The 25021-nt window shown below is 65.5% G+C and carries 22 protein-coding genes; 17 read left to right on the top strand and 5 right to left on the bottom strand.

Annotation, left to right across the window (positions count from 1 at the left end; translation table 11 throughout):
• Window positions 1-35: 35 nt before the first annotated feature.
• From tssM to AC1RJW_RS02620, 3 genes are read left to right on the top strand one after another with little or no spacing between them, the layout of a single operon-like run.
• Window positions 36-3860, top strand: a complete 3825-nt coding sequence (gene tssM, locus AC1RJW_RS02610; protein WP_493043203.1) for a type VI secretion system membrane subunit TssM — start codon at window positions 36-38, stop codon at window positions 3858-3860.
• Window positions 3857-4837, top strand: a complete 981-nt coding sequence (gene tagF, locus AC1RJW_RS02615; RefSeq protein WP_493043206.1) for a type VI secretion system-associated protein TagF — start codon at window positions 3857-3859, stop codon at window positions 4835-4837. The genes tssM and tagF overlap by 4 nt, the downstream gene beginning before the upstream one ends.
• 9 nt (window positions 4838-4846) lie before the next feature.
• Window positions 4847-5632 (top strand): OmpA family protein, encoded by a 786-nt coding sequence (locus tag AC1RJW_RS02620; protein WP_493043208.1) that lies wholly within the window; start codon window positions 4847-4849, stop codon window positions 5630-5632.
• Window positions 5633-5660: 28 nt separating this feature from the next.
• Here AC1RJW_RS02620 and icmH read toward each other — a convergent pair whose 3' ends face one another.
• The 3 genes from icmH to tssJ are packed head-to-tail and all read right to left on the bottom strand — an operon-like array spanning window position 5661 to window position 8440.
• Window positions 5661-6446, bottom strand: coding sequence for a type IVB secretion system protein IcmH/DotU (gene icmH / locus AC1RJW_RS02625; RefSeq protein ID WP_493043209.1), 786 nt, complete (start codon window positions 6444-6446; stop codon window positions 5661-5663).
• On the bottom strand, window positions 6443-7813 hold the full coding sequence (gene tssK, locus AC1RJW_RS02630) for a type VI secretion system baseplate subunit TssK (RefSeq protein WP_493043212.1): 1371 nt from the start codon (window positions 7811-7813) through the stop codon (window positions 6443-6445). Before tssK ends, icmH begins: the two co-directional genes overlap by 4 nt.
• 39 nt (window positions 7814-7852) lie before the next feature.
• Window positions 7853-8440 (bottom strand): type VI secretion system lipoprotein TssJ, encoded by a 588-nt coding sequence (tssJ, locus tag AC1RJW_RS02635; RefSeq protein ID WP_493043214.1) that lies wholly within the window; start codon window positions 8438-8440, stop codon window positions 7853-7855.
• A gap of 284 nt (window positions 8441-8724) precedes the next feature.
• Between tssJ and AC1RJW_RS02640 the strand changes: the two genes are divergently transcribed.
• The 12 genes from AC1RJW_RS02640 to AC1RJW_RS02695 all read left to right on the top strand — a co-directional run bounded on the left by AC1RJW_RS02640 (window position 8725) and on the right by AC1RJW_RS02695 (window position 21621).
• Window positions 8725-9315, top strand: coding sequence for a hypothetical protein (locus tag AC1RJW_RS02640; RefSeq protein WP_493043216.1), 591 nt, complete (start codon window positions 8725-8727; stop codon window positions 9313-9315).
• 37 nt (window positions 9316-9352) lie between these two features.
• Window positions 9353-9862 (top strand): type VI secretion system contractile sheath small subunit, encoded by a 510-nt coding sequence (gene tssB, locus AC1RJW_RS02645; protein ID WP_493043218.1) that lies wholly within the window; start codon window positions 9353-9355, stop codon window positions 9860-9862.
• Window position 9863: 1 nt separating this feature from the next.
• Complete coding sequence (tssC, locus tag AC1RJW_RS02650) at window positions 9864-11363, top strand: type VI secretion system contractile sheath large subunit (protein WP_493043221.1); 1500 nt, start codon at window positions 9864-9866, stop codon at window positions 11361-11363.
• 31 nt (window positions 11364-11394) lie between these two features.
• Window positions 11395-11886: an Hcp family type VI secretion system effector gene (locus tag AC1RJW_RS02655; protein WP_034750126.1), complete on the top strand. Its 492-nt coding sequence runs from the start codon at window positions 11395-11397 to the stop codon at window positions 11884-11886.
• Between the two features lie 64 nt (window positions 11887-11950).
• Window positions 11951-12421: a type VI secretion system baseplate subunit TssE gene (tssE, locus tag AC1RJW_RS02660; RefSeq protein WP_326458457.1), complete on the top strand. Its 471-nt coding sequence runs from the start codon at window positions 11951-11953 to the stop codon at window positions 12419-12421.
• Window positions 12418-15060 (top strand): type VI secretion system ATPase TssH, encoded by a 2643-nt coding sequence (tssH, locus tag AC1RJW_RS02665; protein WP_493043223.1) that lies wholly within the window; start codon window positions 12418-12420, stop codon window positions 15058-15060. Before tssE ends, tssH begins: the two co-directional genes overlap by 4 nt.
• A gap of 20 nt (window positions 15061-15080) precedes the next feature.
• Entirely contained in the window at window positions 15081-16112 is a 1032-nt protein-coding gene (gene tssA / locus AC1RJW_RS02670; protein WP_493043227.1) for a type VI secretion system protein TssA, read from the top strand.
• A 33-nt stretch (window positions 16113-16145) separates the two neighbouring features.
• Window positions 16146-16955 (top strand): substrate-binding periplasmic protein, encoded by an 810-nt coding sequence (locus AC1RJW_RS02675; RefSeq protein WP_493043230.1) that lies wholly within the window; start codon window positions 16146-16148, stop codon window positions 16953-16955.
• A gap of 21 nt (window positions 16956-16976) precedes the next feature.
• Window positions 16977-17489: a lipocalin family protein gene (locus tag AC1RJW_RS02680; RefSeq protein WP_493043233.1), complete on the top strand. Its 513-nt coding sequence runs from the start codon at window positions 16977-16979 to the stop codon at window positions 17487-17489.
• A 262-nt stretch (window positions 17490-17751) separates the two neighbouring features.
• A complete protein-coding gene (locus AC1RJW_RS02685; protein ID WP_493043235.1) occupies window positions 17752-19515 on the top strand; it encodes a methyl-accepting chemotaxis protein in 1764 nt (587 codons plus the stop codon).
• 142 nt (window positions 19516-19657) lie between these two features.
• Window positions 19658-20353 carry a tRNA-uridine aminocarboxypropyltransferase gene (locus AC1RJW_RS02690; RefSeq protein WP_493043236.1) on the top strand — a complete coding sequence of 232 codons (696 nt, stop codon included), beginning with the start codon at window positions 19658-19660 and terminating at the stop codon, window positions 20351-20353.
• A gap of 128 nt (window positions 20354-20481) precedes the next feature.
• Entirely contained in the window at window positions 20482-21621 is a 1140-nt protein-coding gene (locus tag AC1RJW_RS02695) for a PA0069 family radical SAM protein (RefSeq protein ID WP_493044198.1), read from the top strand.
• Here the strand turns inward: AC1RJW_RS02695 and AC1RJW_RS02700 are convergent.
• Window positions 21618-22277: a gamma-glutamylcyclotransferase gene (locus tag AC1RJW_RS02700; RefSeq protein ID WP_493043238.1), complete on the bottom strand. Its 660-nt coding sequence runs from the start codon at window positions 22275-22277 to the stop codon at window positions 21618-21620. The genes AC1RJW_RS02695 and AC1RJW_RS02700 overlap by 4 nt on opposite strands.
• 28 nt (window positions 22278-22305) lie before the next feature.
• Window positions 22306-23274 carry a LysR family transcriptional regulator gene (locus AC1RJW_RS02705; protein ID WP_493043239.1) on the bottom strand — a complete coding sequence of 323 codons (969 nt, stop codon included), beginning with the start codon at window positions 23272-23274 and terminating at the stop codon, window positions 22306-22308.
• Window positions 23275-23400: 126 nt separating this feature from the next.
• Here AC1RJW_RS02705 and AC1RJW_RS02710 point away from each other — a divergent pair, with 126 nt between their 5' ends.
• Complete coding sequence (locus AC1RJW_RS02710) at window positions 23401-23934, top strand: VOC family protein (RefSeq protein ID WP_493043240.1); 534 nt, start codon at window positions 23401-23403, stop codon at window positions 23932-23934.
• Window positions 23935-23993: 59 nt separating this feature from the next.
• Window positions 23994-25016 carry a fumarylacetoacetate hydrolase family protein gene (locus AC1RJW_RS02715; RefSeq protein WP_493043241.1) on the top strand — a complete coding sequence of 341 codons (1023 nt, stop codon included), beginning with the start codon at window positions 23994-23996 and terminating at the stop codon, window positions 25014-25016.
• Window positions 25017-25021: the final 5 nt, after the last annotated feature.

The following is a 25021-nucleotide window of genomic DNA, read 5'->3' on the forward strand; positions in this document are numbered from 1 at the left end:
TTCCTCCTGCTTTGCGACCTCACTCTGGGCTCATCATGCTGCGACGACTCTGGCATTTCCTCACCTACAGCCGCAATCTGACCATCTTCGGCTTCGTGGCGCTGGCCGTGACACTGTACCTGGGGGCCGAGGCGCTGGAAGTGGCGCTGATCTGGGCGCTGGCCTTGCTGCTGCTGGCTTTTCTCACCTGGCTGGGCCTGTGGCTGTGGCGCCGGCGCCGCGCGCGGCGCAATGCGCAGGCGCTGGGCCAGGCCATCCTCAACGAGGCCGAGATCGCCGCCGCGCAGGCGGCCTCGTCCTCGACGGCCGGCAGCACGCAGCAGGGCGAACTCGACGCCGTGCGCACGGGCATGCTGGCCGCCATCGAGACCATCAAGACGTCCAAGCTGGGTCTCAAGTCGGGCGCCGCCGCCCTGTACGAATTGCCGTGGTACATGATCATCGGCAATCCGGCCGCCGGCAAGAGCAGCGCCATCCTGCATTCGGGCCTGCAGTTCCCTTTCGCCGACGGCAAGGTCGTGCAAGGCGTGGGCGGCACGCGCAACTGCGACTGGTTTTTCACCACGGACGGCATCGTGCTCGATACGGCAGGGCGCTACTCCGTCGTCGACGAGCACCGGGGCGAGTGGTTCGGCTTTCTCGACCTGCTGAAAAAATACCGGCGCAAGGCGCCTATCAACGGCATCCTCATCGCCGTCAGCATCGCCGAATTGAAGGGCGACCCCGATGTCGGCATGCAACTGGCGCGCAGCCTGCGCAAGCGCGTGCAGGACGTCATCGAGCGCCTGGAAGTGTTCGCGCCCCTGTACATCGTGTTTACCAAGGCGGACCTGATCGCCGGCTTCACGGAGTTTTTCGCCGATGCCGAACGCAGCGAGCGCGAGCGTGTCTGGGGCGCCACCATGCCGTACCAGCGCAAGCTGCCCACGGCGGACCTGCTGAGTTTTTTCGACCAGAGTTTCGATGAATTGCACGATGGCTTGACGGAGCTGAGCCTGGCCAACATGGCGCACCGGCAACGCAAGACGATGGCGCCCGGCGTGTTTACGTTTCCGCTGGAATTTGCCGCCATCAAGCCGGCCTTGCGCGCTTTCATCGCCACCCTGTTCGAGGAAAACCCGTTCCAGTTCCAGCCTGTGTTCCGTGGCTTTTATTTCACCAGCGCGCTGCAGGAGGGCGAGCCCGTCAGTGCCTCCTCGCAGCAGGTGGCGCGCCGCTTCGACCTGGCCTTCACGCCGGCCCCGGCCGCTGCGCCATCGGGCGCGCGCCAGCACGGCTATTTCCTGCTGGAGCTGTTCCGCAAGGTCATTTTTGCCGACAAGCACCTCGTGGCCAACTATGCCAACCGCGCCAGGCTGCGCTTCAAATATGCCGTGTTCTTTGCCGCCACCGTGTCGCTGGGCGCCTGCCTGGGCGGCTGGAGCTGGTCCTACCTGGGCAACCGCCAACTGGTGGCCAACGTCGAGGCCGATTTAAACAAGGTGGTGAAACTGCAGGAGAAGCGCCTGGACTTGCAGTCGCGCCTGGAAGCGCTCGAGATCTTGCAGGACCGCATCGAGCAGCTGGAAGCGTACCGCACGCAACGGCCGTGGTCCTTGCGCCTGGGCCTGTACCAGGGCGATTTACTGGAGCGCAAGCTGCGCGAGGAATATTTCGCCGGCGCGCGCCAGGTCATGCTGGCCCCCGTGGCGGGCGCGCTGGAAGCCTTGCTGTTCGAAATGAACGCCAGCGCCGACCAGTTGCAGCCCACGGCGCGCACGCCGCAGACGCCGGCCGCCGCGTCACCCACTACGGCGCCGCGCAGCGTGCAATACCAGGCGGCCAGCGCGACGAACGTGGAAGATGCCTACAACGCGCTGAAAACCTATCTGATGCTGGCCGACAAGACGCATGCGGAAAGCAGCCACCTGAACGACCAGATGACGCGTTTCTGGCGCGGCTGGCTGGAGGGCAACCGGGGCGCCATGCCGCGCGAGCAGATGATACGCAGCGCCGAACGGCTGCTGACGTTTTACCTGGCGCAGATCGGCGACCCGTCCTGGCCGCGCATCGAACAGAAGCTGGCGCTGGTCGACCAGGCGCGCGAAAACCTGCGCCGCGTGGTGCGCGGCATGCCGGCGCGCGAGCGCGTGTATGCCGACATCAAGGCGCGCGCCTCGACGCGCTTTCCCGGCATGACGGTGGCGCGCATCGTCGGCGAACAGGATCAAACGCTGCTGGCGGGCAGCTACGCCATCTCCGGCGCCTTTACGCGCCAGGCGTGGGAAAAGTTCGTCGAGGGCGCGTTTCGCGACGCCGCCAACCGCGAACTGCAAAGCGCCGACTGGGTGCTGAAAAGCGCCTCGACCGACGACCTGACCCTGGAAGGCAGTCCGGAGCAGATCGAGAAAAACCTCGTGGCCATGTACAAGGCCGACTACGCGCGCGAGTGGCAGAAATTCGTGCAGGGCGTGGCCGTCGCCGACCTGAAAGGTTTTGACGGCGCCGTGCAGGCGATGAACCGCCTGGGCGACCCGCAATCGTCGCCCATCGCCAAGCTGCTGACGACCATTTATGAGGAAACCTCGTGGGACAACCCGGCGCTGCAAAATGCCCAATTGCGCCAGGCCGAGCGGGGCATCATCGCCTGGTTCAAGGAAACGGTGCTGCGCCGCGCGCCGTCGCAGCTGACGGCCAGTCCCGGCATCAACGCGCAGCTCGACCCGGCGCGCCTGGATAAACCCATGGGTCCCGTGGGGCGCGAATTTGCCGGCGTGGGCAAGCTGGTGGCGGCCAGGGACAACAATGCCTCGCTGATGCGCGCCTACCTGGAAGCGCTGTCGAAACTGCGCAGCCGCTTGAACCTGCTGAAGAACCAGGGCGACGCGGGGCCGGGCGCGCGCCAGTTCATGCAGCAGACCTTGGAAGGCAGCGGTTCCGAACTGGCCGACGCTCTGAAACTGGTCGACGAGCAGCTGCTCACGGGGATGAGCGACGCGCAAAAGCAGGCGATACGCCCCATCCTCGTGCGCCCGCTGATGCAGACCTTTGCCGTCATCGTCGCGCCGGCCGAACTCGATATCAACAAGACCTGGGCGGCGCAGGTGTATGAGCCGTTTCAGAAATCGCTGGCCAACAAATATCCGTTTGCGCCCACGGCGCGCATCGAGGCGAGCAACCTGGAGATCGGCCAGTTCTTCGGCCCGGAAGGCCTGGTGGCGAAATTCGTCACCACTTCCATGGCCCCGCTGGTGGTGCGGCGCGGCGACGTGCTGGCGCCGCGCACCTGGGCCGACATGGGTATCAGCCTGTCGCCGCAGGTGGTGGCGCGTTTCCCCGGCTGGATCGCGCCGCTGGGCGCGGGCGGCGTGGCGGCTACCTCGACGGCGGCGCAAACCGTGTTCCAGATCCAGCCGTCGCCCGCGCCGGGAACGCTGGAATACACGGTGGAGATCGACGGCCAGCAGTTGCGCTACCGCAACACGCCGGCGCAGTGGACGAACATGGTGCATCCGGGCCCGCAGGGCGCGGCGGGCATGCAGGGGGCGCGCATCACGGCCGTCACCTTCGACGGGCGCACGGTGGAACTGTTCAACGAGCCGGGACAGTTCGGCTTGAAGCGCATGATCGATGCGGCGGCCAAGAAGCGCAAGGACGGCGGCGTGTTCGAACTGCGCTGGACGCGCGGCGAGGTGGCCGTGGCGGTCGACCTGAAAATCACCAGCAGCGCCGAAACGACGGCGACGGGTGCGGGCGGGACTGCGGCGGTGCAGGAGCAGGGCTTGCGCGGCATGCAGCTGCCCGAGACCATCGTCGGTGCTGCCGCACCCGCGCCGGCCATTGCCGCCGTTGCCGTCGCTGCAGCGGGAGTGTCGCCATGATGCGCGCGCAACAGCAGGTGCGCCTCGGCTACTTCGGCAAGATCCCCGCGCGGGGCGACTTCATCAAGGCTTGCGATAACCACGCGCTGGTGCAGCTGCTCGACGACTGGCTGGCGCAGGTCATGACTGCGCTGACGGTGGAGCCGCGCTGGAAGCTCAATTACGACGCCTTGCCGCCGCTGCGCTTTGCCTTCGTCGGCACGCGCAGCCGGCGCGCCATCGCCGGGCGCCTGGAAGCGAGCAATGACCAGTCGCTGCGGCGCTTTCCCTTCATGGCCATGGGCGCGCTGGAAGTCGACGACGCCGAAGCCTTTGTCGGCTGCAGCCCGCTGGCGCTGGCGCCCCTGTGGCAGCGCGTGGAGCAGCTGTCGCAGGGCATCGTGGCCAGCGCCGAACCGGGGCCGGCGCTGCTGGCGCTGGCCGGCAACGTGGTGGAAGTGGAACCGGCCGCACCGTGCCACGCGGCGCGGCTGGCCGCCTTTTTGCAGGCGCGGACCGTGCATGGCTTGCAAACGCTGCTCGCTTCGCCCGCGTTCCCCGTGACGGTGCGCGAATTGCTGCTGGGCCTGGGCCTGCTGCTGCAGCCGGTGCGCCGGAGCGGCTTGCCGCGCCTGGAGAAAAGCCTGGTGCTGCCGCTGCCGCAAGAGGCGCCGCTGCGCGAGCTGGTGGCCAGCTTCTGGCTGCACCTGATCGCGCCTTTCCTGCGCCAGGCCGATTTCGAACTGGCGCTGTTCTTTTCCCACCTCGACGAGGCGCCCGTGCTGGTGATCGGTTTTTGCGGCGCCGACCCGCATGGCTTGCGCGCGCTGATCGATCCGCAGGCCGGCAGCGAACGGCTGATCGTGTTCGACCAGCTCGACTGGGTCGAGGAGCAGCTGGGACGCGATGCGGCGCTGCGCCGGTTTTCCGCCTGCCTGCAGCAGGAGCAGCTGTCGCTGCGCTCGGCCTGCGCCATGTTCACGGATACCTTTGCCTGAAGGATTGCGATGAAACCAACCGTTTTCTCCCTGCTGCTTGCCGCCGCCGTTCCCTGCATCGCCCAGGCCCAGGCGCAAGCGCCGCAGACGCCGATGCCGGGGCAGATCCTCGTCACGGGTACCCTGGCCGACGAGGCAGGCAAGGCCGCCGTGCTGGCCCGCCTGCGCGAGCTGTACGGCGCCGAGCGCGTGGTCGACCAGATCAGCATCGGCAACGTGGCCGTGCCGGCCAACTGGAACGGCTACGTGCAAAAGCTGATCGCGCCGAACCTGAAGCTCATTTCACGGGGGCAGATCAGCATCGACGGCAACAACGTCAGCGTGCGCGGCGAAGTGGCGAACGAGGCGCAGCGCCAGCAGATCGCCAGCGACATCGCCACCAGCCTCAATCCCACCTATATCGTCAACAATGGCTTGCGGGTCAAGGCGCCCGAGGCCGAGCAGGGTTTGCTCGATGCGGCGCTCGATAAACGCATCATCGAATTCGACAGCGGCAAGGCCACCATCACGCCGGCCGGCCTGACCATTCTCGACGAGATGGCGGCCGCCATGCTCAAGCTACGGGGCCGCAAGGTGGAGGTGATCGGTCACACGGACGACACGGGTCTGCGCGCCAGCAACGTCGCCCTGAGCCAGGCGCGGGCCGAAGCCGTGCGCGCCTACCTGTCCGGCAAGGGTATCGCGGCCGATACCGTGCTGGTGTCGGGCCAGGGGCCGGACCGTCCCGTGGCCAGCAACGCCACAGCCGATGGCCGGGCGAGGAACCGGCGCATCGAGTTCCGCATTGCTCAATGAAGCACGCGTAATGGGACATGCGCAATGATCAGGGGAGTGTGATCGTCAGGTGCGCGGGGCGTGGCGCCAGCTTGACCAGGTCCGCATATGCGGCCAGGGTCGTTTGCGTGCCGCGCGTCAGATGCGTTTTCAGGCCCAGGTAGGCGCAGATGGCCAGCAGGGCGAAAAAGCTCGACAGGGCCCACAGCGGCACGTCGCTGCCGCGTTTGTTGACCACCTGGTCGGGACGTTCCGCGCGCGGCGCGAAGCCGCGGCTCTTGCCCTTGATGTGGGCGATCTCGTCGCCCAGGCGCGCCGTCAGGTAGCTGAGTTTTTCGCCGCCGTCGATCGCATACTTGCCCTGGAAGCCCAGTAGTAAACACATGTGGAATACCTGCAGCGCCTGCACGCGCATGGCGCCCTTGCCGCGCAAGGCGTCGAGGCGGTCGAAGAAGTGTTCGCCGGCCAGCTGGTCGCCGAAGATCAGCAGCTGCAGCGGGCGCCGTTCCCACTGCTTGCGCAGGGCGAACGGCGAGGCCAGGATGATTTCATCGACGGCCGCGCAAAACGCATACTTGGCTGCCTCGATATCGTCGCCATCGGCGCGGATCTTCTTCGCTTCGCGTTCGAAGTCGTCGAGGAAGGCCGTGATGTGGTCCATGAAGCTTTGCTCGTCGCCGGGCGCCGAGCCGTGCTTCAGCATGAACAGCATGTAAAAGCCTTCGTGCATCAGGTCCAGCAGGGCGCTGCCCGCATGCCGGCTGCTGCCTGCCGGGGCGGCACCGCGTGGTCCCAGCAGGGAGGGCGCCGCGCGCCGTTCGATGAGATGGCTCATGCCGTCACCGCGATCAGTTCCAGCTGCAGGTCGCGTATGCCGGCCGGCACGTAGACGGAAATCGACTGCGCCTTGAGCATCTGCTCGTACAGCGCGCCCCGGTTTTCAATCGCAAAATAATAGGTGTCGGGGCGCACGGGGATGGCCGCCGGCACTTGCGGCGCATGCGACAGCTTCAGGCCGGGCATGGCCGTGAGCACGCATTTTTCCACGTCGTCGGGCGCGCCCACTTTCACCCGCACGGGCACTACCTCGACCAGCTCGATGGCGGGCATGGCGGCGCGTATCGCCAGGTACAAGGTGGTGTGCTGGTCGATCTTGCCCGAATCGAGCTTGCCCAGGTAGTACGAGGGTTTGTCTTCCAGCAGGGCGATGGAAAAATACTTCGACGAGATGACGGTGTCGAGCAGTTCGCGGATGATCGCATCGATGGCGTCGAAGCAGGCGCCCGGCTGCGCGTGGTCGTAGGCGGGCAGGCTGGCCAGGGTGTAGTGCTTGGAGTAGCTGAGCAGGCCGCCCGCCAGGCCCAGCAGCGCCTCGTACAGGCGCTCCGGATGCAGGGCCGGATGGCGCACATAGTGCATCAGGGCGGCGGCGGCCGTGCTGACCGTGTGCAGCAGCCAGAACGAGGACACGTCGCCCGAGCGGAACTCGATCACGTTGCGGCTCGGTTCGCGGTGGTGGCCGTGCAGCGCGCTCACTTTCGCCTGCAAGGCGTCGAGCAGGTGTTCCAGCACGCCCTGCAGGCGCGGCGCGCCGGCGATCGCCAGGCTGGGCGCCATGAACGAGGGCACGGGTTCGAAGCCGCCCGATACCGTGCGCCGCAGGGCGATTAGCGGCAGGCAGTCGTAGGAGCCGCGCGCCTCGCTGTCGGGAATCAGGCGCACGGTTTTCTTCAGGTAGGCCACGTCGGCCACGGCGGATTCCGTAAACAGGTCGGGCGTGGCGCGCATGGCGTGCGCAAAGCGCGTGGCCGCCGGCGCACCCGCATTTGGCGCCTGCGCCGTGTAGTTCATGCCTTCGCGGTTGAGGATGGGCAGGGCCGCGTAATACGTCACTTCCTGCACCGCCGGCGGCAGCGCTTCCAGGTCCACCGGCGGGGGCAGGGTGTCGCTGCCGGGCGCGCCGTCGCCCAGCGCCTCGAACACTTCGCCGTCGCGGAAGATGGCCGACAGCGCCTGCAGGCGCAGGGTGCCCGTCTTCAGCGCGGCCAGGTCCCACTCCATGTGCGCCACGCCCCACAGGTAGGGATGCAGCGCGCTGGCCGTGTGATGCAGGCGCGCTTCGTGATACTGATCCTGGCGCTGGAAATGCTGCGGCCGCAGGAACAGGCCTTCTCCCCACAAGACTTTCGCTGCCATGCCCATCTCGTTTCTCCTTGTGTATGTGTGGCGTGTCTGTTCGTGCTACTGGCAGCGCGGGGCCGACAGCGCGGACGTGCCGCTGACGCTGAGCGCGCAGGCATGCAGGCCGACGGTGATGCCGCCGCGTTCCGCGTCGGCGGCGGCAAAGGTGGCGCGCCAGCGCTGCGCCGCAGGCGCGCGGAACAGGGCCACGACGCCGATGAAATACGCTTCCTTGCTGACTTTTTCCTGCACTTCGTAGCGCTGGCCCGGTACCAGCAGCACTTCTTTGACTTCCATCAGGTCGGCGCCCAGCGCCGCCTTTTCGCGCTGCGCGTCGAGGAAGCTGTCGTAGGGCGCCTGCTCGAAGGCGGCGCTCTGGCGCAGCTTGTAGATGCGCGCCACCAGCGCCAGCGGCCGGCCGTCGGCATCGGTGTTGAGGCGCTGCGCCGCGTGCAGGCGGATGCTGACGTTGCGCGGCGGCTGCTGCGCGTCCGGCAGTTCGGGCGGCGGCTTGGCCACGCCGGCCATCTGCAGCGCCGCGTTCGCCAGGGTGCCGATGGCGCCGCCCGCGCAGCCGGCCTGCAGCAGGGCCAGCAGCAGTAGCGCGGTGGCGCAGAGCGGGCGATGGAACGGGGCGTCAGGTGGCATGGGCTGGACTGTCTTTGCAAGGTGAATGGAGGAAATAAAAGTGCTGCAGTCATTTAAACGCATGCACGGGCGGCCTGTTTGCGTTGGCGCAAAATCCGCCTGCGATCAACGCAGTTCCTGCGCCAGATCAGGATTCATGTCGCTGTACGCGGCTGTGATGTGGAACTTCTTCTTTGCTGATTAATCTCAACTTGGTAAAAAAATTGCCGATCAATAATGGCCTCCACCAAGGCGCCGCCCATCTTTCCCAGCGGTAGCGTCCTCCACGTGAAGGAGTGCCCCCGATGAAGCCAGCCACCATGTTGCCCCGTATTGCCTGCCTCGCCAGCGCCTTGCTGCTGGCCGCCTGCGCCACGCCAGAGCAGCCGGCGCCCCCCAAACCTGCCGCGCCGACCCTGGCGCAAGTGATGAGCGACGCCGATGCGGCCGCGCGCGCCGGCCAGTACGAACGGGCCATGACTTTGCTCAAAGGTGGCGGCACGAGCTACCCGGCCGACAAGGCGCCGTGGCTGCAGATGGCGCAGATGAAGTTCGACCGTGGCCAGTACGGCGACGCCATCGGCCATGCGCTCGAAGCGCTGGAACGCGACCCGGACGACAAGGTGGCCAACAGCATCGTCGCCGTCAGCGGCTTGCGCCTGTCCGGCAAGGCGCTGGCCGACCTGTCGCGGCAAAACAACCTGAATGGCTCGCTGCGCTCGGAAGCGCAGGACCTGGCCAAGCTGCTGCGCGCGAGCATCGGCGAAGACGTGCTGGTGCCGCCGGCCAAGCGCCCGCCGGCGGCCGGCAAGCGCGCCGCCGGTTCCGGCACGCCGGCGGCGAAGGGCGCGGCGGCGCCAGTCAGCGCGGCCGACCCGTTCAGCGGCCTGAAATAAGCCAGCATCCCCACCATCCCCTTGTAAAGGAAGCGACATGCCCAAGTCCGACAGCGTGCAAAAACGCCTGCAAAAGATACGCGCGCCGCGCGTGCAAATGACCTATGACGTCGAGATTGGCGACGCGATTGAAAACAAGGAGCTGCCCTTCGTGGTGGGCGTGCTGGGCGACTTTGGCGGCAACCCTGACGGCGAGAAAAAACGCCTGAAGGACCGCAAGTTCGTCGCCATCGACAGCGACAACTTCGACGAAGTGCTGGCCGGCGTGGAGCCGGTCGCCCGTTTCGCCGTGCCGAACCGTATCAGCGAGGCGGGCGGCACCTTCGCCGTCGACCTGCACTTCCGCTCGATGGACGACTTCCGCCCGGAATCGGTGGTGCGCCAGGTCGATCCCTTGCGCAAGCTGCTCGAGGCGCGCACCAAGCTGGCGGACTTGCGCAACAAGCTGGCCGGCAACGACAAGCTGGAAGACTTGCTGACGGAAGTGCTGAACAACACGGACAGCCTGGCCACCCTGAAACCGCAGTTCCCAGCGCAGGAGGATTGAGATGAGCGCCCAGGCAGAAGCCCCAGAATCCCTCTCTGTATCCGCATCCGATGCGCCGGCCGCGACCGATTTGCTGGACCAGATCGTCGAGCAGAGCCGCGTCGCCAAGTCCGGCGCCGAGCATGCGCGCGCGCGCGACCTGATCTCGGAACTGGTGGCGCAGGTGCTCGACGGCACGGTGCTGATGTCCAGCAGCCTGTCGGCCACCTTGGACGCGCGCGTGGCGGAAATCGACCGTTTGATCTCCGCCCAGCTCAGCGAAATCATGCACGCGGCGCCATTCCAGCAGCTCGAACAAAGCTGGACGGGGCTGCGCTACCTGGTCGGCAATTCCGATACGGGCGCGCGCTTGCAGATCCGCATGTTCAACGCCACCAAGCGCGAGCTGGTGAAGGATTTCCAGGCCGCGCTGGAGTTCGACCAGAGCAGTATGTTCAAGAAGGTGTATGAAGAAGAATTCGGCACCTTCGGCGGCGCACCGTTTGCTGCGCTGCTGGGCGACTTTGCCATCTCGCGCCAGCCGGAAGACATGTATTTCGTCGAGCAGATGTCGCACGTGGCCGCCGCCGCGCACGCGCCGTTCATCGCCTCGGCCGCGCCGGAACTGTTTGGCCTGGAAAGCTACGGCGACCTGGGCAAGCCGCGCGACCTGGCCAAGGTGTTCGACACCATCGAGTACGCGAAATGGAAAGCCTTCCGCGAATCCGAGGATGCGCGCTACGTGGGCCTGACCTTGCCCCGCTTCCTGGGCCGGCTGCCGTTCAATCCCGTCGACGGCACCACCGTCGAGGGTTTCAATTTTGTCGAGGAAGTCGACGGGAGCGACCATCACAAATACCTGTGGTGTAACGCCGCGTATGCGTTCGGCAGCAAGCTCACGCAGGCCTTTGCCGACTACGGCTGGTGCGCCGCCATCCGCGGCGTGGAAGGCGGCGGCCTGGTGGACGACCTGCCGACGCACACCTTCAAGACGGACGAGGGCGACGTGGCCCTGAAATGCCCGGCCGAAGTGGCGATCACGGACCGCCGCGAAAAGGAGTTGTCGGACCTGGGCTTCATCTCGCTGGTGCACTGCAAGAATACGGCGTATGCGGCGTTCTTCGGCGCGCAGTCCGCGCAGAAAAGCCGCAAGTACAACAGCGACGCGGCCAATGCCAACGCGGTGCTGTCGTCGCAGCTGCAGTACATCTTCGCCGTCTCGCGCATCGCCCACTACATGAAGGCCATGATGCGCGACAAGATCGGCAGCTTTGCCGCCGCCTCGAACGTGGAAGATTTTCTGAACCGCTGGCTGATGCAGTACGTGCTGCTCGACGATAACGCCAGCCAGGAACAGAAGGCGCAGTTCCCCCTGCGCGAAGCGTCCGTGCAGGTGCATGAAGTGCCGGGCCGGCCCGGCGTGTACCGCGCCGTGTCATTCCTGCGTCCCCATTTCCAGCTCGATGAATTATCCGTTTCGCTCCGACTGGTCGCGGAGTGGCCGAAGTCGACCAATTCATGATTCACCCATCTTTCAACCAGAGGAGCACACCATGGCAATCGATGTATATCTGCAGATAGACGGCATCAAGGGCGAGTCCACCGATGACAAGCACAAGGACTGGATCGAGTGCAAATCGGTCAGCTGGAGCGTCGAGCAGCCGAAGTCCGCCACCGCCTCGACGGGCGGCGGCCACACGGCCGAACGCTGCGAGCACAAGGACATCGTCATCTCCAAGCTGGCCGACCTGGCCTCGCCGGTGCTGCTGCAGACCTGCTCGGCCGGCAAGACGATTCCCAAGGCGCGCTTCGAATTCATGCGCGCCGACGGCCAGGGCGAACGCGTCAAGTATTTTGAGATCGAAATCGAAAATGTGCTGATCGGTGCCGTCACGCCGAACGTGGAAGAAGGCGACATCCTCGGTGAACACGTCGGCTTCAAGTTCTCGAAAGTGAAGTGGAAATACACGCAGCAAAAAGTGACGGGCGGCGCCGGCGGCAATACCTCGGGCGGCTGGGACCTGGCCGCGAACCGCGTGGCTTGATCCATGGTGCGCGGCGCGCGGCGGCCACCTCCGCCCGCGCCGCGCCGACTTTTCAGGAGAGCGCATGGACAGTTATGTACCTGGCCTGTTCGACCGCCTGATGGGCGACGGCGGTGCGGCGGGCGGCGTGGCGGCGCGCCTGTCGCTCGATCAATTGAAGGATGCGGTGGCACGCGACCTGGAGGAACTGCTCAACACGCGCGTGGCCCTGCCGCCCGGCGCACTGGACGCCTATCCGGAATGCGCGGCGTCCATCGTCAACTATGGCTTGATCGATTTCGCCGGCATGTGTTTGTCCAGCAGCGATGACCGCGCCCGAATCTGCGCCGCGCTCAAGGCGGCCATCGAACGCCACGAACCGCGCCTGCGCAATGTACGTGCCCGTCTGGAGCGCGAAGCGGGCGCCATCAACCGCGTCGGCTTCGTCATCAGCGGCACCCTGGCGGTGATGGCCGGCGAGACGGTCAATTTCGACGCCGTGCTGCAGCCATCGTCGCTGCGCTATTCGATCAACCGCAAGGGAGCCGCCGCATGAGCAATAACCTCAAAACCCTGATCGCCAAACTCAATGACACGTCGCGCACGGCCGCCACCCGCGCCGCCGCCATCTGCGTGGGACTGGGCCAGTATGAAGTCGATATCGAACACCTGTTCCTGGCCCTGCTGGAGCAGGAGCGCAGCGATTTCGTCACCATCGCGCGGCGCAGCGAAATCAGCCTGACGGCGCTGGAGGCGGACCTGCGCCGCGAAATCGGCGGCTTCCGCACGGGCAGCGCGCGCACGCCCGTTTTTTCGCCCCATTTGCCGCTGCTGTTCGAGCATGCCTGGCTGGTCGCCTCGCTCGATACGGCGCAGCCGGGACCCATCCGCAGCCGCCACCTGTTGCTGGCGCTGCTGACGGAGCCGGAACTGTCGCAGCTCGCGTACCGCGGCTCGAAGCTGTTCGCCCGCTTCAGCGTCGAGCAATTGAAGCATCATCCGGACAAGCTCACGGCCGGCTCGGGCGAGGAGGAAAGCGCGGCAGTGCCGCGGCTTGCCGACACCGGTGACGATCCTGTTGCTAGCCTGGCCAGCAAAACCCCGGCGCTGGACCAGTTCACCACCGACCTGACGCAGCTGGCGCGCGACGGCAAACTCGATCCCGTGATCGGCCGCGAGGCTGAGATACGCCAGGCCGTCGACATCCTGCTGCGCCGCCGGCAGAACAACCCGATACTCACGGGCGAGGCGGGCGTGGGCAAGACGGCCGTGGTGGAAGGCCTGGCCCTGCGCATCGCCGCCGGCGACGTGCCCGAGGTGCTGCAGGGCGCGCACATCCACGCGCTCGACATGGGCTTGCTGCAGGCCGGCGCCAGCGTGAAGGGCGAGTTCGAAAGCCGTTTGAAAAATGTCATCGACGAGGTGGCGAAAAGCCCGCATCCCGTCATCCTCTTCATCGACGAGGCGCACACCATGATCGGCGCCGGCGGCCAGGCGGGGCAGAACGACGCCGCCAATCTGCTGAAACCGGCGCTGGCGCGCGGCGCCCTGCGCACCATCGCCGCCACCACCTGGAGCGAGTACAAGAAGTATTTTGAAAAGGATGCGGCGCTGGCACGGCGCTTCCAGGTGGTCAAGGTGGAAGAACCGGGCGAAGACATCGCCTGCGCCATGCTGCGCGCCATGGCGCCGCTGATGGAGCGCCATTTCGGCATCCGCGTGCGCGACGCCGCCATCGTCGAGGCGGTACGCCTGTCGCACCGCTACATCAGCGGGCGTCAGCTGCCGGACAAGGCCATCAGCGTGCTCGATACGGCGTGCGCCAAGGTGGCGCTGGGCCAGCGCGCCACGCCGGCGCAGCTGGAAAACGCGAACCGGCGGCAGGAACGCATCGGCGCGGAAATCGCCGCCCTGGCCCGCGAGGCGGCCGACGGCGAAGCGCCCGACAAGGCCGGCGCCGCGCGCCTGGCGCAGCTGCGGCGCGAGCATGGCGAAGGCCAGGCGGCGGTCGCGGCGCTGGCGCAGCGCTGGGAACGCGAAAAAACGCTGGTGGCGCAGATCGGCGACTTGCGCGCGCAGCTGCGCGGCGAGCGGCCGGGCGAAGTGGGCGCGGCGCGCCTGCTGGCGCTGAAGGAAGAACTGGCGGCCCTGCAGGGAGAAGCGCCGCTGTCGCCGCTGGAAGTCGATGCGCAGGTGGTGGCCGGCATCGTCGCCGGCTGGACCGGCATCCCGCTGGGCAAAATGCTCAAGGACGAAATCCGCACGGTGCTGGCCCTGGATGGCGCGCTGCGCGAACGGGTGCTGGGACAGGACCACGTCATCGACGCGGTAGCGCAGCGCGTGCGCACGGCGCGCGCCAGCCTGGACGACCCGAACAAGCCGCAAGCCGTGTTCCTGTTCACGGGGCCGTCCGGCACGGGCAAGACGGAAACGGCGCTGGCGCTGGCCGGCCTGCTGTATGGCGGCGAGCGCAAGCTCATTACCATCAACATGAGCGAATACCAGGAGGCGCACAGCGTGGCCGGCCTGAAAGGCTCGCCGCCTGGCTATGTCGGCTATGGCGAGGGCGGCGTGCTGACGGAAGCCGTGCGGCGCCAGCCCTACAGCGTGGTGCTGCTCGACGAGGCGGAAAAAGCCCATCCCGACGTGCTCGAATTGTTCTTCCAGGTCTTCGACAAGGGCGTGCTCGATGACGCGGAAGGGCGCGAAGTCGATTTTCGCAACACCATCATCATCGCCACTTCGAACCTGGGGTCGGGCGCCATGATGGCCGCCTGCCTGAACCGGATCGCGCAAGACTTGCCCACGCCGGCCGCGCTGGAAGAACTGGTGCGCCCGCAGCTGGTGGCGCACTTCAAGCCGGCCCTGCTGGGCCGCCTGAAGGTGCTGCCGTTCTATCCCCTGAACGACGCGGTGCTGGCCGAGATCATCGCCCTGAAGCTGGCGAGGATAGGCGCGCGCATCGCGCGCAACCACCAGGCGCAGTTCAGCCATGACGCGGGCCTGGTCGATGCCGTGCTGGCGCGCTGCACCGAGGTCGATTCGGGCGCGCGCAATGTCGATCAAATTCTCAACGGCAGCCTGCTGCCGGCCATCGCCGAAGCGGTGCTGGCGCGCATGGCCGCAGGCGAGCCGGTCGCATCGATACGCGTCACTGCAAATAAGCAGGGGCAGTTCAAGTACACGATCCGATAATCCACCTTCCGGAGAGCGCCATGTTCAACCTGGAGCAGTTGCTGCACCCCGTCAGCGCCGTCAGCCCCTGCGGCGAAGACATCACCTTCAGCCAGGAGCTCGACGCCATCGCGCGCGCGCGCCAGCACGACGACCCGAGCCTGGACCAGGGCGAGTGGGTGACGGCGCTGAAGGAAGCCGACTGGCCTTTCGTGGCGACCCGCTGCGAACAGCTGATCGCCACGCACAGCAAGGATCTGCGCGTGGCCGTGTGGCTGGCCGAGGCGCACGCGAAAACGCGCCATTTCCGCGGCCTGGGCGACGGCTACGCGTTGCTGGCCGGCCTGTGCGAGCGCTATTGGGATGGCCTGTATCCGCCGGCGGAAGAGGGCGACCAGGAACAGCGCATCGGCAATGTCTTCTGGCTGCTCTCGCGCACGCCGCAGCTGCTGCGCGAAATTCCGCTGACCGAAGGCGCCGACGGCCTGTTCTCGCTGCAGGATTTCGATGCGGCGCGCCAGCGCGCGGCCGCCAGCCTGGCGCAGGGCGCAGCCGACCAGGGCTGGGGCGATGCGCGCCACGACGAAGGAGTGACCCTGGCGCAGATGGAGGCGGCGCGGCAAAGGAACACGCGCGCCTTTTCCGACGCCTTGCTGGCCGATGCCCAGTACTGCATGCAGTCGCTGCTGGCCTTCGAGCGCAGCGTCGATGCGCGTTTCGGCGTCGATGGCCCGAGTTTTCGCGCCGCGCGCGAAGCGCTGGAAAACGCCATTCATTTCATCGCGCCGCTGTCGCCCGGCGCGGACTTTGCCGATGCGCCGGTGGCCGCCGGCCAGGGCGCCGAGGGGGGAGGAGGCGCCATCGTGCAGCGCCAGCAGGCGCTGGCCCAGCTGCGCCAGGTGGCCGATTTCTTCCGCCGCACGGAGCCGCACAGCCCCGTCGCCTACCTGGCCGACAAGGCCGCCAGCTGGGGCGATCTGCCGCTGCACCTGTGGCTGCGCGCCGTCGTGAAGGATTCAAGCACCCTGGCGCAGCTCGACGAAATGCTGGGCACGAACAGCGCGAACGGGTGATCGGTTTGCGCGCTTCCATGCTAATCTTCCGGCATGTCCAGAATGTTCATCCTGCCTGCCGCGCTATGCCTGTTCATCGCTGCCGGCGTGCGGGCCGAGGCTGCGACGCCGCTGGTGATCTATGGCGACGACGATTATCCGCCGTATTCCTACGTCGAGCACGGCCGGCTGAAAGGCATCTACACGGAGATCGTGCGCGAAGCCGTGCAATCGATGCCGCAGTACGCGGTGCAGCTGCGTCCCGTGCCCTGGAAACGGGGCGTGCTGATGCTGCAGACGGGCGAGGCGTTTGCTCTGTATCCGCCGTATTCGTGGCGCAGCGAGCGGCCGTACGTGCGCTATTCCGTGCCGCTGCTGATGGAGCAGCTGGTGGTGCTGTGCAACCAGGACGTGCTGGCGAAACGCACGCTGCGGCAGTGGCCCGCCGATTACGGCGGCCTGCACATCGGCGTGAACGCGGGTTTTCTGCTGGGCGATGCGAAGCAGACGGCAGCCCTGCAGGCGGCCAATATCGTGTTCGACACGGCCAAGGGCACGCGCACGAATCTGCTCAAGCTGATGCGCGGGCGTATCGATTGCTATGTCAGCGACCGCCTGTCGGCGCAGTGGGAATTGCAGCGCATCCGGCGCGAGGGTGCGCCGGGGACGCCGGTGCAGGCGATCCAGGCGATACAGGAAACCGCGCAGCTGGCCAGCCAGCAGGGCCACCTTGGTGTGACGGAGCGCCGGCCCGCGGCCTACCCGTACCGCGATGACTTTATCGAGCAATTCAATGCCGCCATCGTGCGCATGCAAGCCAGCGGCGCGATCCGCCGCATCGTCGACCGCGCATTGCTGCCCTGATTTCACTCGTTGGAGAAGACCATGAAAAAACTGTTGTTCCTGTGTGTGCTCGTGCTGTCCGGCTGCGTGGGCCGGCCCGAGAATATTGTACCTGTCAGCAACTTCGACACGACCCGCTATCTGGGGAAGTGGTATGAGATCGCGCGCCTCGACCACTCGTTCGAACGGGGCCTGAACCATGTGACGGCCGACTACAGCCTGCGCCAGGATGGCGGCCTGAAAGTGCTCAACCGGGGCTACAAGGAGGCGGACGCGAAGTGGAAGGAAGCGGAAGGCAAGGCGTATTTCGTCGACAAGAAAGACGTGGGCTATCTGAAAGTGTCGTTTTTCGGCCCCTTCTATGGTTCCTACATCGTGTTTGACTTGGACCAGCAAGATTACAGCTATTCCATGATCAGCGGCCCCGACAAGTCCTACTTGTGGTTGCTGTCGCGCACGCCCACCATGGACCCGGCCCTGCAGCAGCGCCTGATCGAGAAAGCCCGCGGCCTGGGTTTCGATACGTCAAAATTGATCTATGTGAAGCAAAATTGATGCTGCTTGCCTGCCGCCCGTTCGTGGCGGCATCGCGCCTTCTGGTTGTTGCTTTTCTGCATGTTATTTCTTGCAATACCACTCTGATTCACTCACAATCTGCTCCAAAGTAGTGCGCTGCGGCGTGCTGCCATTCCGGTGGCGAATACCGTTGCGCCACCGCTCGTGATTGCCGCACGGCAGATGCCTGCTATAGTGATTTGTAGCAGTAAGTCGGTTTCGTGGCGTCTGTGCATTGTTTTCTTCAGATAGGAATCACGCAATGAAAAACCTCAAAATCGGCGTACGTCTCGGTGGCGGTTTTGCCGCCGTCCTGCTCCTGTTGACGACCCTGACCGTGGTGGGCATCGTGCAGATGCAAAGCGCCAGCAAGGAAACCGATGCGCTCGTCAACGTCAAGGTGCGCAACGAGCGCCTGATCGGTGAATGGACCAAGGTCATCGAGGTGAATGCGGCGCGTACGGCGGCCGCGTGGAAAGTCAGCGATCCCGAACACCAGAAGCAGTTTGAAAAGGAAATGGCGGTCTCGTCGTCGCGCGCCACGGAAATCCAGGATGCGATCGGCAAAAGCGAGCTGAACGCTGAAGAGCAATCGCTGTACCAGGAGGTGTTGAGCACGCGCAAGGCCTACACGGAAGTGCGCAAGAATGTGTTCAAGGCCAAGAATGCGGGTGACCTGGAGCTGGGCAAACGCCTGTACGAAGGCGACATGGCCGCCAAGCGCGACGTCTATCTGGCGGCGCTGAAGAAGCTGGAAGTGCTGGAAGCCAGATTGCTCGATGAAACGGCCGCGCAAATCCGTTCGCGCTACGAAAACGGCCGCTTGCTGCTGATCTCGCTGGGCGTGGTCGCCATCTTGCTGGGCATCGCCTGCGCGTACTGGATCACGCGCTCGATCACGCGTCCCATCACGCGCGCCGTCGAGGTGGCGCAAGCCGTTTCCGCTGGCGACCTGACCAGCCATATCGTGGTGGAAAGCCGCGATGAGACGGGGCAACTGATGCACGCGCTGAAAAACATGAACGACAAACTGGTCAGTATCGTGGGCCAGGTGCGCGCCGGTACCGAATCGATCAGCACGGCGTCGAGCGAAATTGCGGCCGGCAACCTGGATTTGTCGTCCCGCACGGAAGAGCAGGCCAGTTCGCTGGAAGAGACGGCGTCATCCATGGAAGAGCTTACTTCCACCGTGAAACTCAATGCCGACAATGCGCGCAGCGCCAACCAGCTGGCCATCGACGCCTCGCAGATCGCCAGCAAGGGCGGGGTGGTGGTATCGGAAGTGGTCAGCACCATGGGCTCGATCAACGATTCCTCGCGCAAGATCGTCGACATCATCAGCGTCATCGACGCCATCGCCTTCCAGACGAATATCCTGGCCCTGAACGCGGCCGTGGAAGCCGCCCGGGCCGGCGAGCAGGGCCGTGGTTTTGCCGTCGTGGCCTCCGAGGTGCGCAACCTGGCGCAGCGCTCGAGCGCCGCGGCCAAGGAAATCAAGGGCTTGATCGACGATTCCGTGCAAAAGGTCGAGGCCGGTTCGCATCTGGTGGACAAGGCGGGCCGCACCATGGATGAAATCGTGCAAAGCATCAGCCATGTGACGCAGATCATGAACCAGATCACCGACGCCAGCGATGAACAGCGCGCCGGCATCGAGCAAGTCAACCAGGCCATCGGCCAGATGGACCAGGTAACGCAGCAAAACGCGGCCCTGGTGGAAGAGGCGGCCGCGGCGGCGGAATCCATGCAGGAACAGGCGGCCAAGCTGGCCGACGTGGTGGGCCTGTTCAAGCTTGATGCCACGCAGCAATATGTCTCGGCCAGCGTATCCGCCCGTCCCGCCGCAGCCAACGTCGTCAAGCCTGCCGCACGGCGCACGGTCACCGCTTCTGCGCGCACCTCCGCGTCGACGTTCGTCGCCCACGCTGCCAGCGGCCCAGCCAAGGCCGCAAAACCGGACACGACGCCCGCCAGCAAGCCGCGCGCACCGGTTGCTTCCGGCGCCGATGAGTGGGAAGAGTTTTAATCCGTTGTTTTAATCCGTTGTTTCAGGCCTTTCCAAGCAGTTTTTGGCAGTTGTTTGAACCGGCCCTTCACATGGCCATTCCCGTTGGCATGGCGTGGGCGCTACAATCGCGGCTTGAAGACAGCCGCGAACGCGCTCCGCCATGACCACCCGCCGTACCTCCAGCCCTAGCTCCAGTCATCCCTCAGCATCGTCCTCCCTGGCGGAGCCGGCCAAACGCGCACGCTGCCCGGTCTGCCTGCGCGCCGCAGCCAGCTGCATCTGCCGCTGGATCGCTCCCGTTGCCCACGCGGTGGAAGTGCTGATCCTCCAGCATCCGCTGGAAGTCCACAACGCCAAGGGCAGTGCCCGCTTACTGCACCTGAACCTGCCCAACAGCCGCCTGCTGACGGGCGAACAGTTTGCCCCGGAGGCGCTCGCCGAATTGCTGGTCGGCAAGCACAATGTGCTGCTGTACCCGGATACGCCCGGCGACCGTTCGCTGGGCATCGCGCCGCCGCCAGCGCTCGACCCCGCCATCTTGCTCGATCCCGCCCGGTTGGCGACCCAATTGCGGCTGGTGGTGCTGGACGCCACCTGGCGCAAGAGCCGCAAGATGCTGTACCTGAATCGCCCATTGCAACAGCTGCCGCGCCTGCCGTTGCGCGACACGCCTGCCTCCCATTATTTGATCCGCAAGGCGCACGCGCCGGACCAGTTATCGACCCTGGAAGCGACGTGCTATGCCCTGATGCAGTTGGAGCAGGACGCGTCCCGCTTCGTTCCCCTGATCACGGCATTTGACGGCTTTGTCGCGCAGCAGTTGAGTTATGTCATACCGCATGGCGAAAAAGCTTGAAACGACAGCACGGCAGCCCTTGATCTTGCCCGCACAGCGGCATAGTATACTGTACGTATATACAGTTGATGGGGCCGTTCATGAAAGCAATCATTCCAGCGCACGATGACAGCTTCGCCGGGCAAGCCATGTTGCCGCCGCAATCGCTGAAAGCCCAGAAGGGGCGCGGGGCCGTCTCGAACCTGCAGGGACGCTACGAGGCGCATGCGCGCGCCGGTTTCGATGATGGCTGGAGCGTGGGCGGCCTGGACGAGGCGGATGTTGAGGCGGCGCCGACCTGGAAGACGCAGGTCAGCGACGAGCAGGCGCGCACCATCCTCACGCGCAACGCTTCGCCCGATTTGCCGTTCAATGTGTCGCTGAACCCGTACCGGGGTTGCGAACATGGCTGTATATATTGCTTTGCCCGTCCCACGCACAGCTACCTGGGCCTGTCGCCTGGCCTGGATTTCGAAAGCCGCATCTACGCCAAGGTGAACGCCCCCGAACTGCTGCGGCGCGAACTGGCCAAGCCGTCGTATGTGCCCGAACCGATCGCCCTGGGCGTGAACACGGATGCGTATCAGCCCTGCGAACGGGAACGGCAGCTGACGCGGCGCGTGCTGGACGTGCTGCACGAATGCGACCATCCCGTGGCGCTGATCACGAAATCGTCGCTGATCGAGCGCGATATCGACATCCTGGTGCCCATGGCGGCCAGGCGCCTGGCGGCCGTGGCCGTCACTGTCACCACGCTCGACCCGGCCATCGCGCGCACCCTGGAACCGCGCGCGGCCGCACCGGCGCGGCGCCTGCGCACCATCCGCACCCTGACGGAGGCGGGCATTCCCGTGGGCGTGAGCATCGCGCCCATCATCCCTTTCGTGACGGAACCCGAAATCGAGCAGCTGCTCGAAGCCGTGCGCGACGCGGGCGCCATCCACGCCCATTATGTGGTGCTGCGCCTGCCGTGGGAAGTGAGTCCATTGTTCCAGCAATGGCTGGAAGCGCACTTTCCAGAGCGGGCACAGCGCGTGATGAACCGGGTGCGCGAAATGCGTGGCGGCAAGGATTACGACAGCGCGTTCGGCGCGCGCATGCGGGGCGAAGGCGTGTGGGCTGACCTCATCCGTCAGCGTTTTGAAAAGGCCGTGCACCGGCTGGGGCTGCACGGCAAGGGCGGACGCTTCAAGCAGCTCGATTGCACGCAGTTCCGCCGGCCACTGGTGGTGCCGTCGCTGGGCGCAAACGTAAAAAAAGGCAATGCGGGGCAGCTGGATCTGTTTTAAGTTAAACCAGCGTCAGCGCTGATGCCGCAGGGGTGTGCCGCGGCGCTGTCCTGGCTATGTGCCTGGAGCTGCGCCAGATGTTGCTCGATTGCAAAGACATGCGGATCGCTCTTGCCCAGTTCGCGCAGGGCGCTGGCCAGATGCAGCAGGTATTCGCTGTTCGGGCCGCTGGGGCCGTTTGATCGGGCGATCTGGCGCGCGATGTCCAGTTCCGGGGCGGCACCGAGGAAGGCGGCGTTTTCCTCGTTGGCGATGTACACCAGCCCTTCGACCTTGCTGCCATCCTCGAAAGTGATGTCGGTGGCCAGGCGCAGGTAGCCGTTCTTTTCGCGGTGGTCGAGGTGGGCGAAGACTTCGGGCGTGATCAGATACGCCATGCCGTCGCACACGGCGCCCGCCTGCGGCACGATGGTGGCGACCCGGCCCGGCGCCAGCGGCGTGCCCCGGTGGTCGTGCGAACCTTGCCAGAAGCGCCGCGTCCAGCCTTCGATGCTGGCGGGGCGCCGTTCGATATAGGGGAAGTCCGCCTTGTAGATCAGCGAGCCATAGCCGAACAGCCAGACCTGCGCATGGCCGTCGAATTTGTTCATGCGCTGGTTGATGGCGATGGTGGCGGCGTCGGTGGGCGACAGGGCATTCTGGTCAGGCTGGGTCATGGCGTTAGCGGCAAGGGGCGATGCGCCATTATAAAGGGGCGCCGGCCGGGCCGCCGGCCGGCAGCGCGTCGCGGGCGGCGGGCCCGCCGGCGCCCACGTTCCACTCGTGCGTCTCGACAAAGCGGAACAGGAAGGCCATGAAGCTTTCGGCGGCCGGCGACAGCGAGCGGCCCGTCTTCGTGTAGACGAAAAAGCGCCGCGTCAGTTCAGGCTCGTGCAGGGCGCGCATCTGCAATTGATATAGTTTGACCATCGGTTCCGCGTAGGGCAGGCAGACCGTGATGCCCAGGTTGGCGCTGACCATCGCCAGCGCCGTCGTCATGAAGGTCACTTCGTTGTAGGGGTTGAGCGACAGCTCGCGAAACGCACCGTGCATGTCGCGCAGCAGGCGTTCCGTGAACTGCCCCTGCAGCGAGATGAACGGATAGTCGCCCACGTCGCCCCAGGTCACGCGCTCTTTCTGCTGCAGCGGATGCTGCTCGGGGAAGACCAGCACGAAGGGCATTTCGAACAGCACTTGCGCGGCGATTTCCGCCGTCGGGTCGCGCTCGGGGCCGATGCCGAAGTCGACTTCGCCGCTGAAGACGCGCGCCGACACGTTTTCCACGGGGCAATCGACCAGGCGCAGCTGCACGTCCGGGTGGACCTGGCGGTAGGCGGCGATCACTTCCGGCAGCAGGGTGCACGCCATCATCTGCGGCGCGGCGATGCGCACCAGGCCCGTCTTCAGGGCCTTGCGCTGGGCGATGCCGGCCATGGCGCCGTCGAGGTCCTCGATCATCTTTTCAAACAGCGGATACAGTTCGCGGCCGATTTCCGACAGCTGCGTCTTGCGCGTGCTGCGCTCGACTACGCGCACGCCCAGCACGCTTTCCAGTTCCTTGATCAAGCCGCTCAGCGCCGATTGCGTCACGTGCAGGTATTCGGCGGCCAGGGTAAAACTGCCGGTCTTGGCCAGTGCCACGAAGGCGCGCATCTGTCGCAGGCTGGGACTCATAAGATAATCCGATAAATCAATGGTTAAAAATTGTTTGTATGATAGCTGTAACTCGATTCTAATGGTGAAAAGCTGAAAAACAGGCCAGCCATCGCGCCCCGGGCGCCATCCATTGGAGACAAGCACATGAAGATCAAGCAAATCCACCACGTTGCCTACCGCTGCATCGACGCGAAGCAGACCGTCGAGTGGTACGTCAAGCATTTGAACATGAATTTCGTCCTCGCCATCGCCGAAGACCTGGTGCCGTCGACCAAGGCGCCGGACCCGTACATGCACGTCTTCCTCGACGCGGGCCAGGGCAATGTGCTGGCCTTCTTCGAATTGCCGACGCAGCCGCCGATGGACCGCGACCGCAATACCCCGGCCTGGGTGCAGCACCTGGCGCTGGAAGTGGGCAGCATGGAAGAACTGCTGGTCGCCAAGGAGCGCCTGGTGGCCGGCGGCATCGAGGTGCTGGGCCCCGTGAATCACGCCATCTTCCAGTCGATCTATTTCTTCGACCCCAACGGCCACCGCCTGGAACTGGCGGCCAACGTGGGTACGCCCGAGATGATGGCCAAACTGGACGCCGTCAAATGGGAAATGCTGGAAGAATGGTCGCAGACGCGCCGCGCGCCGAAGCACGCCGCCTGGATGCATGCGCCGGCCGACGCCTGAACGCCGCATACCGACGCCATCTGACATCTGAACAATACGCCTAACAAGGAACACACCCCATGAAACTCGCAACCCTGAAAAACGGCAGCCGCGACGGCGCCCTGATCCTCGTCAGCCGCGACCTGCGCCAGTACCAGCGCGTGGCCGCCATCGCTCCCACCCTGCAGGCGGCGCTCGACAACTGGGACGCCGTGGCGCCCAAGCTGGAACAAGCCTACGCCGATCTGAACGCGGGCCAGGCGCCGGACGCACAGCCGTTTGACGCCAATCAATGCCACTCGCCGCTGCCGCGCGCCTACCAGTGGGCCGACGGTTCCGCCTACATCAACCACGTGGAACTGGTGCGCAAGGCGCGCAACGCGGAAGTGCCGGCCTCGTTCTACACGGACCCGCTGATGTACCAGGGCGGCTCGGACAGCTTCATCGGTCCGCGCGACCCCATCTTCGCCCTGTCGGAAGAGTGGGGCATCGACCTGGAAGCGGAAGTGGCCGTCGTTACGGGCGACGTCGCCATGGGCGCCGGCGTGGACGACGCGGCGAAAGCGATCCGGCTGGTGATGCTGGTCAACGATGTCTCCTTGCGCAACCTGATCCCGGGCGAACTGGCCAAGGGTTTCGGTTTCTTTCAGTCGAAGGCGGCCAGCGCGTTTTCCCCCGTCGCCGTCACGCCCGATGAACTGGGTGCCGCCTGGGCGGACAGCAAGCTGCACCTGCCGCTACTGGTGGACCTGAATGACAAGCCGTTCGGTAAACCAAATGCGGGCGAAGACATGACCTTCAATTTTGCGCAGCTCGTCGCCCATGCGGCGAAGACGCGCGAACTGGGCGCCGGCAGCATCGTCGGCTCGGGCACCGTGTCGAACAAGCAGGGCAACCTGTTCGGTTCCAGCATCGAAAATGGCGGCGTCGGTTACTGCTGCCTGGCCGAAGTGCGCATGTATGAAACCATCGAACACGGCGCGCCCAAGACGGCCTACCTGAAGTTCGGCGACACGGTGCGCATCGAGATGCGCGACGCGGCGGGCGCCAGCATCTTCGGCAGCATTGAGCAGACGGTCGCGCTGTACGCCGGCCGCGCCTGAGGGGA

Source organism: Janthinobacterium sp. GW822-FHT07A03 (genome assembly GCF_058798815.1).